This window comes from Actinomycetospora sp. (genome assembly GCF_036497585.1).
GTDB lineage: Bacteria > Actinomycetota > Actinomycetes > Mycobacteriales > Pseudonocardiaceae > Actinomycetospora.
In genome coordinates this window covers 33,933-46,742 of sequence record NZ_DASXJD010000204.1, presented here as the reverse complement: position 1 = coordinate 46,742, position 12,810 = coordinate 33,933, and the positions used below count along the sequence as shown (strand labels likewise).

At 75.9% G+C, this 12,810-nt stretch carries 11 protein-coding genes; 5 read left to right on the top strand and 6 right to left on the bottom strand.

The window, feature by feature from the left end; all coding sequences use genetic code 11:
* Positions 1–37: 37 nt before the first annotated feature.
* On the top strand, positions 38–943 hold the full coding sequence (locus VGH76_RS19965; protein ID WP_331558468.1) for a LysR family transcriptional regulator: 906 nt from the start codon (positions 38–40) through the stop codon (positions 941–943).
* Here the strand turns inward: VGH76_RS19965 and VGH76_RS19960 are convergent.
* Positions 909–1,709, bottom strand: coding sequence for a glutamine amidotransferase (locus tag VGH76_RS19960; RefSeq protein ID WP_331558467.1), 801 nt, complete (start codon positions 1,707–1,709; stop codon positions 909–911). The genes VGH76_RS19965 and VGH76_RS19960 overlap by 35 nt on opposite strands.
* Entirely contained in the window at positions 1,706–2,998 is a 1,293-nt protein-coding gene (locus tag VGH76_RS19955; RefSeq protein WP_331558466.1) for a MurT ligase domain-containing protein, read from the bottom strand. The genes VGH76_RS19960 and VGH76_RS19955 overlap by 4 nt, the downstream gene beginning before the upstream one ends.
* 67 nt (positions 2,999–3,065) lie before the next feature.
* Between VGH76_RS19955 and VGH76_RS19950 the strand changes: the two genes are divergently transcribed.
* Genes VGH76_RS19950 through VGH76_RS19940 form a run of 3 tightly spaced genes read left to right on the top strand, consistent with a single transcriptional unit; the run spans position 3,066 to position 5,926 of the window.
* Positions 3,066–3,752, top strand: coding sequence for a response regulator transcription factor (locus VGH76_RS19950; protein WP_331558465.1), 687 nt, complete (start codon positions 3,066–3,068; stop codon positions 3,750–3,752).
* Positions 3,753–3,755: 3 nt separating this feature from the next.
* Positions 3,756–5,108 carry a HAMP domain-containing sensor histidine kinase gene (locus VGH76_RS19945; RefSeq protein WP_331558464.1) on the top strand — a complete coding sequence of 451 codons (1,353 nt, stop codon included), beginning with the start codon at positions 3,756–3,758 and terminating at the stop codon, positions 5,106–5,108.
* A gap of 29 nt (positions 5,109–5,137) precedes the next feature.
* The gene (locus tag VGH76_RS19940) at positions 5,138–5,926 is read left to right on the top strand and encodes an SDR family NAD(P)-dependent oxidoreductase (RefSeq protein WP_331558500.1); all 789 of its coding nucleotides are present in this window, start codon (positions 5,138–5,140) and stop codon (positions 5,924–5,926) included.
* 469 nt (positions 5,927–6,395) lie between these two features.
* On the opposite strand, the gene VGH76_RS19935 is transcribed toward VGH76_RS19940, so the two are convergent.
* From VGH76_RS19935 to VGH76_RS19925, 3 genes are all read right to left on the bottom strand, one after another.
* Positions 6,396–7,097: an MBL fold metallo-hydrolase gene (locus VGH76_RS19935; RefSeq protein WP_331558463.1), complete on the bottom strand. Its 702-nt coding sequence runs from the start codon at positions 7,095–7,097 to the stop codon at positions 6,396–6,398.
* Between the two features lie 82 nt (positions 7,098–7,179).
* Positions 7,180–9,159 carry a glycosyltransferase family 39 protein gene (locus tag VGH76_RS19930; RefSeq protein WP_331558462.1) on the bottom strand — a complete coding sequence of 660 codons (1,980 nt, stop codon included), beginning with the start codon at positions 9,157–9,159 and terminating at the stop codon, positions 7,180–7,182.
* A gap of 117 nt (positions 9,160–9,276) precedes the next feature.
* On the bottom strand, positions 9,277–10,080 hold the full coding sequence (locus VGH76_RS19925; RefSeq protein ID WP_331558461.1) for a hypothetical protein: 804 nt from the start codon (positions 10,078–10,080) through the stop codon (positions 9,277–9,279).
* A 101-nt stretch (positions 10,081–10,181) separates the two neighbouring features.
* Between VGH76_RS19925 and VGH76_RS19920 the strand changes: the two genes are divergently transcribed.
* Positions 10,182–11,021: a hypothetical protein gene (locus VGH76_RS19920; protein WP_331558460.1), complete on the top strand. Its 840-nt coding sequence runs from the start codon at positions 10,182–10,184 to the stop codon at positions 11,019–11,021.
* On the opposite strand, the gene VGH76_RS19915 is transcribed toward VGH76_RS19920, so the two are convergent.
* On the bottom strand, positions 11,022–12,710 hold the full coding sequence (locus VGH76_RS19915; RefSeq protein ID WP_331558459.1) for an L-lactate permease: 1,689 nt from the start codon (positions 12,708–12,710) through the stop codon (positions 11,022–11,024).
* Positions 12,711–12,810: the final 100 nt, after the last annotated feature.

Genomic DNA, 12,810 nt, shown 5'->3' with positions numbered 1-12,810 from the left:
CTAGACTTCATAAGCTGAGCTTGTCCATGCTGGACACGTGCCGACGCTGCGCCAGTTCGAGGCCTACCTCACGGTCGTCGATGAGGGCTCGTTCACACGGGCCGCCCAGCGACTGGGGGTCTCCCAGCCCGGGTTGTCCCAGCAGGTCGCCGCCCTGGAGCGCGAACTGGGGGCCTCGTTGTTCAGCCGCCTGCCCCGCTCGGTGGCCCTCACCCCCACCGGGCGCGCGCTGCTGCCGCACGCCCGCGCCTGCGTCGACGCGGCCGCCCGGGCCACCACCGCCGCGCGCTCGGTGGCCGGGACCTCCGCCGGGGAGCTGCGGATCGCGGTGGTCTACTCCGTCGGGCTCGGCCTGCTCCCGGGCGTGCTGACCCGGTGGCGCGCCGACCACCCCGGCGTCGGCGTGCGCCTGCTCGAGCAGAACAGCACGGAGAGCCTCACGGCGGCCATGACCGACGGGCAGGCCGACGTCGGGATCGGCCCGACGCCGAGCGGGTGGCGGGGCCGGGTCCGCGTCCTGGGGACCGAGGAGCTCGTCGTGCTGCTGCCGCCGGACGGCCCGCCCGACGTCCGCGGCGGGGAGATCGCACTCTCGCGGCTCGCCGACGTCGCGTGGGTCCAGTACGGGGCCGGGCACGAGCTCGCGGGCCAGCTCGAGGCGGCCGCGGACGCCGTGGGCTTCCGCCCGAAGGTGGCGGTGCGCACCGAGCAGATCGCCATGGCCCCGCAGCTGGTCGCCGCGGGCATCGGGCCCGCCCTGGTGCCCGCGGGCATCGTGCCCGCGTCGTTCACGGGTCGGATCGTGCGCCCGGTCCCGCGCGCGGAGCGCGAGCTCGCGGCCACCACCGGCCCCGAGCCCGACACGCTCACCTCACGCTTCGTGGCCCTGCTGGCGCGACGCGCCGTCCTCATGCCCCCGCACGTCGCCGAGCGCCTGTCCTGAGCCCCGGAGAGTGCGCTGCACAGGATCGACCACCGAACAGGCGGTCCACGGTCGACGCCGGCACCCCCTCGGGCACCGTCAACGGTGGCAGCTCCCCCACCGCCCGGGTGAGCAGCAGGTCGGCGAGCGCCGGGTTGCGGGCGAGGACCGGCCCGTGCAGGTAGGTCCCGACGACGCTGCCGCGCCCGCGCCCCGAGACCGCGCCCTCGAGCCGGTCACCGGTCCCGTTGCCCGCCCCCACCGGGCCGCGCCCGGGGTCGCGCAGGCGCGCCAGCGGGGCGGCGTCCGGGCCCAGCTCGGTGATGCCGCCGTGGTTCTCGAAGCCCTCCAACGGTCCGTCGAGCCCGGGCAGGAGCGGATCCGCGACGACGTCGCCGATCCGGCGGGGCCCGCCGCCGGGCCGGGTCTCCAGGTCGAGCGCGCCCAACCCCGCGACGCGGGTGCCGTCGGCGACGGTGAACGCGGTCCCGAGCACCTGCAGGCCGGCGCACACCGCGAGGGTCGGTGCGCCACGGTCGAGGGCGCGGTGCAGGCCGATCGAGTCGCGCAGCCGGTCGGCGGCCAGCACCTGGGCGGCGTCCTCGCCGCCGCCGAGGACGTAGAGGTCGCCGTCGGCCGGGACGGCGTCGGTCCAGCCGACGGACAGGACCCGGGCGGGGATCCCGCGCCAGCGCAGCCGCGTGGCGAGCACGGCGGCGTTGCCTGCGTCCCCGTAGGTGCCGAGCACCTCGGGCAGCAGCAGGACGACGGTGACGGGCTCGCTCATGTCAGCACCCGGGCCGCGTCGTGGAAGGCGGTGTAGTTGCCGACCAGGTCGATCTCGCCGACGGTGTCGCGGGTGGCGGCGACGGCGTCGTCGGCGAGCCGGTGGGCGACCCCGGCGTAGGCCAGGCGCACCGACAGGTCCTGGGCCCGGTCGCCGGCCGCGATCAGCGGGTGGCGGGCGAGCCGCTCGAACTCCACGTCCCAGAGCCAGGAGACGTCGCGGCCGTCGGCCTCGCGGGAGTTGACTGCGACGACGACGGGCCGCACCGGCCCCTCGTCGAGCAGGTCGAGGACCTGCGCCCAGCCGGCGGGGTTCTTCGCGAGCAGCAGCCGGGTGGTGCCGCCGGGCCGGACGACCGTGCGGTACCGGCCGCCGACCTGCTCGAGGCCGCGCAGCCGCGCCGCGGCGACCGCGGGCGCCACGCCCAGCTCCGCCCCGACCGCCAGCGCGAACGCCGCGTTGAGCCGGTTCGCGTGCCCGGGCAGCGCCAGGTCGAGGGAGGTGGTCGTGCCGCCGGGGCCGTGCACGGTCGCGGTGCGGGCGTCCCCGGTGAGCGTCCAGTCGCCGTCCGGGCGGGCGAGCCCGCACACCGAGCACTCCCAACGCACCCCGGCGTGCCCGACCGCGCCGTCGCAGCGAGGGCACACCCCGGCGTCACCGGTCCAGCGGGTCGGTGAGGAGACCCACACCGGAGCCCGACCGCCGGCCCCGGAGGCGGCGAGGCCCGCCCCCGCGCACAGGACGTCGTCGGCGAACGCCACCACCCGGGCCCGCGGGTGCGCCGCGACCGTCTCCCCGACCCGGCGGGCGACGGTGCGCACCTCGCCGACGCGGTCGAGCTGGTCGCGGCTGAAGTTCAGCAGGACGATCACCCGCGGGTCGGTCGCCGCCGCCACCTCGCCGAGGTAGGACTCGTCGACCTCCATCACCGCCACGCCCTGATCGGACCCCGACGTCGCTCCGCCGCGCGCGAGGTCGTCCAGCAGTGCGGTCGTGATCCCGTCGGGCATGTTGGCGCCGAGGTGGTTGGTGGCGACCTCCTGGTCCGCCCCGCCCAGGACCCGGGCGATCATCGAGGTGGTGGTGGTCTTGCCGTTGGTGCCGGTGACGAGCACGACGGTCCGCCCGGCAGCGAGCCGGGCGAGCACGCGGCGGTCGACCACCGTGGCCACGCGCCCGCCGATCACCGAGCCGTGCCGGCCCACGCGGCGTGCCGCCCCGCTCACGAGCCGGGCCGCCACCACGGCAGCCCACGCCCGCACCGGAAGCCGCCCTCGAGGCAGAGTCACGCCACGACTCTGCCCCGCTACGGGTTAACGGTCGGCAAGACGTACCGCAACAATATGGTGGAGCGCTGTGGCGCAGCTGTGGGTCATCGAGGACGACGAGACCATTAGGGGGGTGCTCGCCTCGCGGTTCGAGGCCGAGGGTCACCGGGTGCGGTCGTTCGCCGACGGCGCGTCGTCGCTCGACCGCTCGCTGCCGGGGCCGGACCTCGTCCTGCTCGACCTCGGCCTGCCCGACCTCGAGGGCGCCGAGGTGTGCCGTCGGCTGCGCCTCGGCCACCCGGACGCGGTCATCGTCGTGCTCACCGCCCGGACCGACGAGATGGACGTCGTGGTGGCTCTGGAGGCGGGGGCGGACGACTACCTGGTCAAGCCGGTCCGCTACACCGAGCTCGCCGCGCGGGTGCGCGCCCACCTGCGACGGGCGGGGGCACCGCTGCCCGAGGGCTCCACCCGCGGCGGGCGGCTCGCCGTCGGCGACCTCACCGTCGACCTCGCGGCCCGCACCGTCACCCGCGGCGGCGCGGCGGTCGCGCTGCGGGCCAAGGAGTTCGACCTGCTGGCGCGGCTGGCGGCCGAGGCCGGCGCCGTCGTCACCCGCGAGACGCTGATGAGCGACGTGTGGGACGAGCACTGGTCGGGATCGACGAAGACCCTCGACGTCCACATCGCGGCGCTGCGCCGCAAGCTCGGCGGGCAGCCTGCGATCGCCACGGTCCGCGGCCACGGCTACCGCCTCGAGCGGCCGGGGGCCTGAAGCGTGCAGGCGCGGATCATCCGGTTCGCCGTCGTGGTGTCGATGGTCGCCATCACCGTGTTCGGGCTGCCGCTGGCGGCCGGCGCGGCGCGCTACTACGTGGTCGACGAGCAGAGCGACCTCGAGGGCGACGCGCAGGTCGCCGCCGACGGCATCGCGCCCGTGCTCGCCGCTGGTCACGTCCCGTTCGACGTCTCCCCCGTCTCGGCCGCGAGCCCCGCCGCGGTCTACGGCCTCGACGGGCACAAGATCACCGGGGACGGCCCCGCGCGCCTGTCCCCGGCGCTGGGCGGAGCACTGACCGGCCGGGTGGTGCGCTCCAGTGCCGACGGCGACTTCCTCGTGGCGGTCCCGGTCCTCGACGGCGACCGCCGCGTCGGCGTCCTGCGGGCCTCGCGGCGGCAGGCGGAGTCCGTCGAGCGGACCGGGGTGACGTGGGCGGTGATGCTCGTGCTCGGGGTCGCGGCCGTGGCGGGCTCCCGGCTGGTCGCCCGGCGGCTGGCGGTCCGGCTCTCCGCGCCGCTCGAGGTGCTCGCCGCCGACGCGGCCCGCCTCGGCGAGGGCGACTTCACCGTCTCCGAGCCGACCGGGGCGGGGCGCCCGGAGCCGGTGCCCGAGATCGCAGCCGTGCACCACTCGCTGGCGGTGACCGCGACCCGGCTCGACGAGCTGGTCACCCGGGAACGGGCGTTCTCCGCCGAGACGTCCCACCAGCTGCGCACTCCGCTCGCCGGGCTGCGGCTGCGGCTCGAGGAGGCCGCGAGCCTCCCGCCGGACTCGCCGCGGGTCCGCGAGGCCGTCGACTCCGCGCTCGAGGCCGCCGACCGCCTGCATCGCACCGTCGAGGAGCTCCTGCGCCTCGCCCGGGAGCCGGCGGGGGGACACCGCGAGGAGCTCGCGGTGGCCGACCTGGTGGAGCGGGTGGTCGGGGAGGTGCGGGCGGACGTCGCCGAGGGGCGCACGGTCACGGTGCGCATCGACGACGGCGACCTGCACGCCCGCGCCTCGGCGGCCGCCGTGCGCCAGATCCTCACGGTCCTCGTCGAGAACGCGCTGGTCCACGGCACCGGGGCGGTGACCGTCACCGCCCGGGACGCGGGCCCCGCCGTCGCGGTGGACGTCTCAGACGAGGGCACCCTCGCCCTCGACGAGGCGGCCCTGTTCGCCGGCCGCCCGGGCGACCGGTCCGCTCCGGGTAGGGAGGGCGGCGACCGGGCGGGCCACGGCATCGGCCTCGCGCTGGCCCGCCGCCTGGCCGAGGCGCAGGGCGGCCGGCTGCGGCTGCGCTCGTCGGCGCCGACCACGGTCACGCTGCTGCTGCCCGGGGTGGCCGACACCCCGGACGACGGGGCGTGAGCCGGACCCCGGCCGGGAAGGCCGGGCCCATGGACCTCGGACTGGCCGGTGCACGCGCGATCGTCACCGGAGCCTCACGTGGGATCGGCCTGGCGTGCACCCGGGCGCTAGTGGCGGAGGGCGCCTCCGTCGCGCTCGTCGCGCGCTCCGCGGACGACCTGGAGGCCGCCGCCGCGTCGGTGGACGGCACGACCCTCGCCCTCGTCGCCGACACCACCGACGACGACGCCGTGCGGGCGATGGTGGCCCAGGTGGTGGACGCGTGGGGCGGCGTCGACGTGCTCGTGAACGCCGCCGCGCGGCCGGCCGGCGGGGGTGGCGTCCCGTCGCTCACCGAGCTCACCGACGACGCCGTCACCGGCGAGTTCGACACCAAGGTGATGGGCTACCTGCGCTGTGCTCGCGCCGTCGCACCCGCGATGATCGCGCAGGGCGCCGGGAGCATCGTCAACATCAGCGGGCTCAACGCCCGCCGGACGGGCTCGATCGCGGGGACGATCCGCAACGTGGCGGTCGCGGCCCTCACGGCGAACCTCGCCGACGAGCTCGGCCCGCACGGCATCACCGCGACGTGCGTGCACCCGGGGATGACCGAGACCGAGCGGATCCCGCAGCTGCTCGCCGACCAGGCGGCAGCGCGCGGGGTGTCCGAGGCGGAGGTGCGGCGCGGGCTGGAGTCGACGACGAGCCTGCGGCGACTGATCACGGCCGACGAGGTGGCCGACGTCGTGGTGTTCCTCGCGTCGCCGCGGTCGGTCGCGGTCACCGGCGACGCGATCGGTGCCGGCGGCGGCCAGCGAGGCGTCGTGCACTACTGAGAAGGGGCCGGACATGCCGGGACGGCGCCTCCCCGCGTGGGGGTGACGCCGTCCCGGGCTCGGAGGAACGTTCGGATTCGGGACCCGCTCCAGGTCTCCCGGCGCACCGCTCGTGGGGTTGCGCTCTCGTGGGCGTGCCGCGCCGTGCCTCGAGGAGCTACGGCCGGCCGTGATCCGACGAGCGATGGGGGCCGGTCCAGTGCGGGTTGTTCCCTGCGATCAATGGATCACCTGCCTCCTCGTCGGGGCTTGCGGCACGCCGTTGCGGTCGATCCAGCGGACTCTCGGGTATTGTTCAAACCGTGTGATCGGGACCACATCGACCACTCCGACCGTACTCGCCCGCGGGACCCCGTCAAGGGTTACCGACCGGTGAACAGCACTCCTCGGCGCATCGTCGTCACAGGGTGTCGGCGAGGTGCGCTCCGCGCAGGTGAGCACTTTCCGGGGTCATGGCCCCGGAAAGTGCTCACAGGGCCGAAGGCCACCTCACGGGCGGGCCGTGGCCGGGGAAGAGCCGGTCGGCGTCGAGGGAACGGAACACGGCGAGGGAGGCCTCGGCGGCCTCCGGGTCGTGGTGGAACATCTCCTCGAGCAGCTGCGGGCCGGTCAGCCTGCTCGTGGGGTGCGCCGTGACCAGCGCGTCGCCCGAGGCGACCACGCCGTCGTCGGGGAAGTGCCAGGCGACGTGCCCGCTGGTGTGGCCCGGGGTCGGGACCGCGACCGGGCGGCCCGGCAGGTCGAGGCGCTCCCCCGTGTCGACGCCCACCGCACGCGTGTCCCGGACGTCGCGCAGGCCGCCCGCGCGGAGCACGCCCACTGCCCAGCGCGCCACCCGCGGCCGCCACAACCGGGCGGCGATCGCCGCGGGCGAGACCTGCTCGAGGAACTCCCGCCGCAGGTGCGCGGCCTCTCCCTGCGAGCACAGCACCGGCAGGTGGGTCGGCAGCGCGGCCAGGCCGCCCACGTGGTCGACGTGGGCGTGGGTGACGAGCACCGCGACGACGTCGGCGACCGACCGCCCGGCGGCGGCGACCGAGGCGACGAGGGCCTCGGCGTCGTCGGGGAAGCCGGTGTCGACGAGGAGGACGTCGGTGCCCTCGACGACCACGGTCCAGGCGGCGTAGCCGGTCCCCCGGCGCGAGCCGTGATGGCGCAGCACGTCCCGCATCCTCTCAGCGTCGTCGGCACGTCGACCCCGCCGAGTGGACCACCAGGGCTGATGCGGCAACCGTGGAGGTCCGCTCGGTGCCTCAGGACCCCTGGTGCGCCGGCGCCGCGAGGTCGTAGACGGTGTCCGCGCCGACCGTCGTGGCCGTGTAGTGCGCCTGCACCCACGACTGGATCGGCGCGATCGCGGCCCCACGCCCACCGAAGCCCCCGAAGCGGCGGCCGCCGACCGCACCCGTCGTCGTCGGGGTCACGTAGTAGCGCACGAGGTGGGCGCCGACGTCGGCCCGGAACTGATCGAGGCTCGGCGTCGGGTCGGAGCCGGAGAACCCGCCGAGTCCCATCACCGAGGTGTCGCTGGCGAGCTCGAGCCCGGCCGCGGCCATCGTGGTCGGGGTCGCGGCCGCCCACTGCGTCCCGGCTCCACGCAGGAGGGCGGCGACCCGCGGGTCCGCCGAGCCGAACCCGCCCGGGCCGCCCCGCCCCGCGACGCCCCGCCCCGGCCGGGCGGTCCGACCAGCCGCCGCGAACCGGGCGCCGCGCTGGTCCCGGACCGCCGGTCCGGCGCTGGCCTCCGTCCCGGCGTGCGGGGTGACGACGGTGTCGACGGCGTAGGCGCTCGCCCCGCCGAGGGTCGCGACGAGACCGAGGACGAGCGCGGTGACGACGCCGGCGCGCCGGGCGAGCAGCGTCGGGAGCACGACGAGGAGCGCGGCGAGCACCCCGGCCGCGAGCACCGTGTCCGGCAGCCACGGCAGGAACGTCGGGCTGCGCCACAGCAGCACCGCCGACCACGCCGCGGTCCCGAGGACCCCGACGGCGAGCAGCACCCGGGCGGCCGGCTCCCCGCGGCGCGGCCACGCCTCGCGGGCCCCGATCGCGACGAGCGCGGCGATCGCCGGCGCCATGACGATCGTGTAGTACGAATGGACGATCCCCGCCATGAAGGAGAAGACCGCGCCGCTGACGAGGAGCCAGCCGCCCCAGAGCAGCGTCGCGGCGCGCAGGTGATCGGTGGCGGGCGCCCGGCGCGTGACCCACAGCAGCGCGACGAGCACCAGCAGCGCCGCCGGGAGCAACCAGGCGATCTGACCCCCGAACTCCGCGGAGAACATCCGTGCGAGCCCGGCCTGTCCACCGAACCCGCCGAAGCCCCCGGGCGGGCCGCCGGGGCCGCCTCCCCCGGGACCGCCCGGCCCGCCTCCGGAGCGGCCGACGATGCGCGAGAGCCCGTTGTAGCCGACGGCGAGCTGGAGCAGCGAGTCGTCGGTCGAGCCGCCGATCCAGGGCCGCGCCGAGGCCGGCCACGCGGCCGCGAGCGCGAGGAACCAGCCCGCGCCCACGACGATCCCGAGGAGGCCCCCGGCCAGCTGCCCGATCCGGCGGCGCCACGGCACCCCGGCGGCAACCAGGTACACCAGCGCGAAGGCGGGGACGACGAGCATCGCCACGCCCATCTTCGCCAGGAACCCGAGCCCGACGAACAGCCCGCACGCCACCAGCCACCCGGTGCCGGCCCGCCGATCCGCCGCGTCGACCGCACGGACGAGCGCGTAGGCAGCGGCGACCAGCAGGAAGGTCAGCATCGGGTCGGGGTCGTCGAAGCGGAACATGATGACCGCGACGGGGGTCAGGGCCAGCACGACGCCGGCCACGAGCGCCGCGCCCGGCCCGGACCAGCGCCTGACCGTGAGCACCACCAGCAGCGCCACGGTGGCGATCCCGAGCACCGCTTGCGGGACCAGCATCGACCACGGCGAGAACCCGAACAGGTTCGCCCAGAGCCCCATCCACCAGTTGTCGGCGGGCGGCTTGTCGACGGTGATGAACCCCGGGGCGTCGACCGCGGCGAAGAGCCAGGCGACCGGGTTGCGGGTCGAGGCCTGGACCGCGGCGGCGTAGAAGGCGTTCGCGTCGCCGTTGGCCCCGAGGTCCCAGAGGTCGAGGAGGCCCGCGAGCACGAGGACGCCCGCGAGGCCCGGGCGGAACCAGCGGGCCGTGGTGCGCGGCTCCGGTCCGGACTCCGGACCGGCGGGCGGTGCCGTGATGACGGAGGTGGTCACGGGGCACGACGATCAGCCGGATTCCTCGCCGGGTGCTGGGCATTCCCTGTGCGGCGGCTGTGCGGGAGCCCAGCGGTGTGGGGGTCCGGTGTGGCGCCGGCGGCGGGCGGTCGTCGCTCAGCCGAAGGCCGCGGCGAGCGGTTGCGGGGCCCGGGCGAGGCGTCGGGCCACCGCCAGCACGACGACGACGGCCGCCACGATCGCCGCGACCGTGACGGAGACCCCGCTGCCGGCCAGCGCCACCCCGCCGAGGGCCCACAGGGTGCTCGCGCCGTACGCGACGGGGGCGGGACCCGCCGTCGCCACCCCGGCGGCGATGACGCCGGTCGCCAGCAGCACGACCACGCCCAGCACCAGCGCGACGGTGCCCTCCCCGGGCAGCCCCGCCCACCGGCCGGTGGCCGCCGTCCCGACGACCGTGGCCACGCTGACCCATCCCGCGTAGAAGGCGACCGGCGCGTACAGGGTCCAGCGGTCGACGACGGCCACGGGCACCCGGTCGCTCCTCGGGGCGAGGGCCCGCAGGACCGCGGCCAGGCACACCAGCAGGGCGACGATCACGACCTCCGACCAGCCGACCAGCCGCTGGGAGAACACGACCACCCAGGCGGCGTTCGCCACCGCCGCCCCGACGAGCCACCAGCCGGTGGCCCGGTGCTCCGGGCGCGCCCACTGCGAGGGCAGGGCCTGCCGGACGGCCAGGACGAGCACCCAGGCGTAGATGACGCCCCAGATCGCGAACGCCCCGGGCACCGGGACGATCGGCGTGGAGTTCTCCGCGGAGACCACGCGCATCGACTCGCCGAACGCCCCGGACCCGCCCACCGCGCCGACGACCAGCTGGCCCAGGGCGGTGAGCAGCACGGCGGCCGCCCGGACGCGGTCCGTCGTCGTCCCCGGTGGGGTGGTCGTCCGGGTCACGGGCTGGTCGTGCCCCACCTCGCACCGGACGAAACCGGCGCCGGTGCGACACTCGGGGTGAAGCGCCACGACGGCCCCGGGGCGGTGAAGTGAGGGAGACGGTGCGACGCCTCGTCGTCGGTGACGGACGGCCAGGCTGGCTCGTCCCCGCGGCCCTGGGGGTGGTGGTCGTCCTGGCCCTGGTGGTGCTCGTCCTGGTGGTCGTGAACTCCGGCGTGACCCGCGTCCCGCAGTGCACCGTCACCGCCCCGCCCGACTCCCCCGGGCTGCGGCCGACCTGGAGCGGCACCCCCGAGCAGATGGACAACGCCGCGACGATCGCCGGGGTCGGGCGCAAGCTCGGCGTGCCGGACCGCGCGGTGACCATCGCGCTGGCCACGGCGATCCAGGAGTCCGGGCTCGCGAACCTGCAGAGCGGCGACCGCGACTCGGTCGGCCTCTTCCAGCAGCGCCCCAGCCAGGGCTGGGGCACCGAGGCCCAGCTGACCGACACCGTGACGTCGACGACCAAGTTCTACGACGCCCTGCTCACGATCCCCGGGTGGGCCGGCATGGACGTCACCCAGGCCGCGCAGCGCGTGCAGCGCAGCGGCTACCCCGAGGCCTACGCCGACCACGAGCCGGAGGCCCGGACCCTCGCGCTCGCCTTCCTCGGCCAGGCACCCGGCGCGCTGACCTGCACCGACCTCGACCTGGGCGCGCCGGCCCAGGAGACGGTGGTGCGGCTGGCCACCGAGGAGCTCGGCACCGCCCGGCTCTCCGGCCCCCAGTCCCCCGCGGCGGGGTGGGCGATCGCCTCCTGGCTCGTCGGCCACGCCACCCGCCTGACCCTCGACCGGGTCACCTTCGACGGCCGGACCTGGACCGCCGCGTCCGGCACCTGGGCGCCGACCGGCCCGGCCGACTCGGTGCTGGCGCTGCACCGCGCCGGCACGCCCTGATCAGGGCAGCATCCAGCCCAGCACCGGGGTCGACTGCAGGAACACCAGCAGGCACATGCCGGCGAGGAAGATCAGGCTCCACAGGAGCACCCGCCGGAAGATCTCCCCCTCGCGTCCGGCCATCCCGACCGCCGCGGCGGCGATCGCGAGGTTCTGCGGCGAGATCATCTTCCCGAGGACGCCGCCCGAGGAGTTCGCGGACGCGAGCAGCACCGGGTCGAGCCCGGACTTCTGCGCCGCCGCCACCTGCAGGGCCCCGAACAGCGAGTTCGACGACGTGTCCGAGCCGGTCACGGCCGTCCCGAGCCAGCCCAGCACCGGGGAGAGCACGGCGAAGAAGCCGCCGGTCGCGGCCAGCCACTGCCCGATCGTGATGGTCTGGCCCGAGAGGTTCATGACGTAGGCCAGCGCCAGCACCGCCATCACGGTGGCGATGGCGGTGCGCAACTCGCGCAGGGTCTCGCCGTAGGCGCGCAGCGCGTCGCCGGGCCGGATCGCGAGGACCAGCGCCGTCAGCACGCCCGCGATCAGCAGGATCGTCCCGGCGGCGGCGAGCCAGTTGAACGTGAACGAGGTCGAGGAGGCCTGCGTCCCCGACGGCGAGCGCACGTCGAGCCCCGGCCAGCGGAACTTCACGGTCACCGCGTTGAGGGCCTTGGTGATCGGCGGGATCTGCTGCACGGAGAACAGCACGATGATGATCACGTAGGGCATGTAGGCGAGGACGACGTCGCGCCGGGAGTCCGGGGGCGCGTCGGCGCGGTCCGGGGTGCCACCGCCCCCGAACGCCCCGTTGGACGGCGGGCCGTCGGGGGACCCGACGTCGGGCCCGCCCGCGGGGACCGGGACGGGGGCGCGCGACGTCGTCGCACCGGCCCGTGCCCGCACCAGCAGCACGACGGCGCCGGCGGACACCAGCGCGGCGACGATGTCGGTGAGCGGCACGGAGAGGTAGTTGGACACGGCGAACTGGGCGATCGCGAACGTCAGACCGCCGGTCAGCGCGACCGGCCAGGCCTCCCGCAGCCCCCGCGTCCCGTCGACCAGCGCCACCAGCACGAACGGCACGAAGAGCGCGAGGACGGGCGTCTGGCGGCCGACGACGGCGCCCAGCGCCGCCTCGGGCAGGTTGGTGACCTGGGCCAGCGTCGTGATCGGCACCGCGATGGCGCCGAAGGCCACGGGCGCGGTGTTCGCCACGAGGGCGACGACGGCGGCCCGCAGCGGCCGGAAGCCCAGCCCGATGAGCATGATCGTGCAGATCGCCACCGGGGCACCGAACCCGGCGAGCGCCTCGAGCAGGGCGCCGAACGAGAAGGCGATGATCACCGCCTGGACCCGTTGGTCCGACGACACCGACCCGAAGGAGCGCCGGAGCACGTCGAAGTGCCCGCTCCGCACCGTCATCCGGTAGATCCACAGGGCGTTGATGACGATCCAAAGGATCGGGAAGAAGCCGAAGGCCGCGCCCTCGGTGCCGGCCAGGACGGCCATCCCCACCGGCATCCCGTAGACGACCACGGCGACCACCAGGGCCGCCGCCAGCGCGATCAGCGAGGCGAGCCAGGCGCGGACGCGCAGACCTCCCAGCAGGACGAACAGCACGAGCAGCGGCACGGCCGCCACCAGCGAGCTCCAGGCCAGCGACCCCAGTACCGGGGCGTACTGCTGGACATATACCCCGCCCATGGACGGCCTCCGTCTCGACGTCACACCCGTGTGATGTGCGACGCATCGTGACGGAACGGTCGCAGGACGTCGAGTCCTGTTCCCCTCGCCGGAATTCCGC

Excerpts from the sequence above, each read along its gene's own strand:
- VGH76_RS19960 (WP_331558467.1), bottom strand. The coding sequence starts at position 1,709 with ATGAGCGAGCCCGTCACCGTCGTCCTGCTGCTGCCCGAGGTGCTCGGC.
- VGH76_RS19940 (WP_331558500.1), top strand. The coding sequence starts at position 5,138 with ATGGACCTCGGACTGGCCGGTGCACGCGCGATCGTCACCGGAGCCTCA.
- VGH76_RS19935 (WP_331558463.1), bottom strand. The coding sequence starts at position 7,097 with ATGCGGGACGTGCTGCGCCATCACGGCTCGCGCCGGGGGACCGGCTAC.
- VGH76_RS19915 (WP_331558459.1), bottom strand. The coding sequence starts at position 12,710 with ATGGGCGGGGTATATGTCCAGCAGTACGCCCCGGTACTGGGGTCGCTG.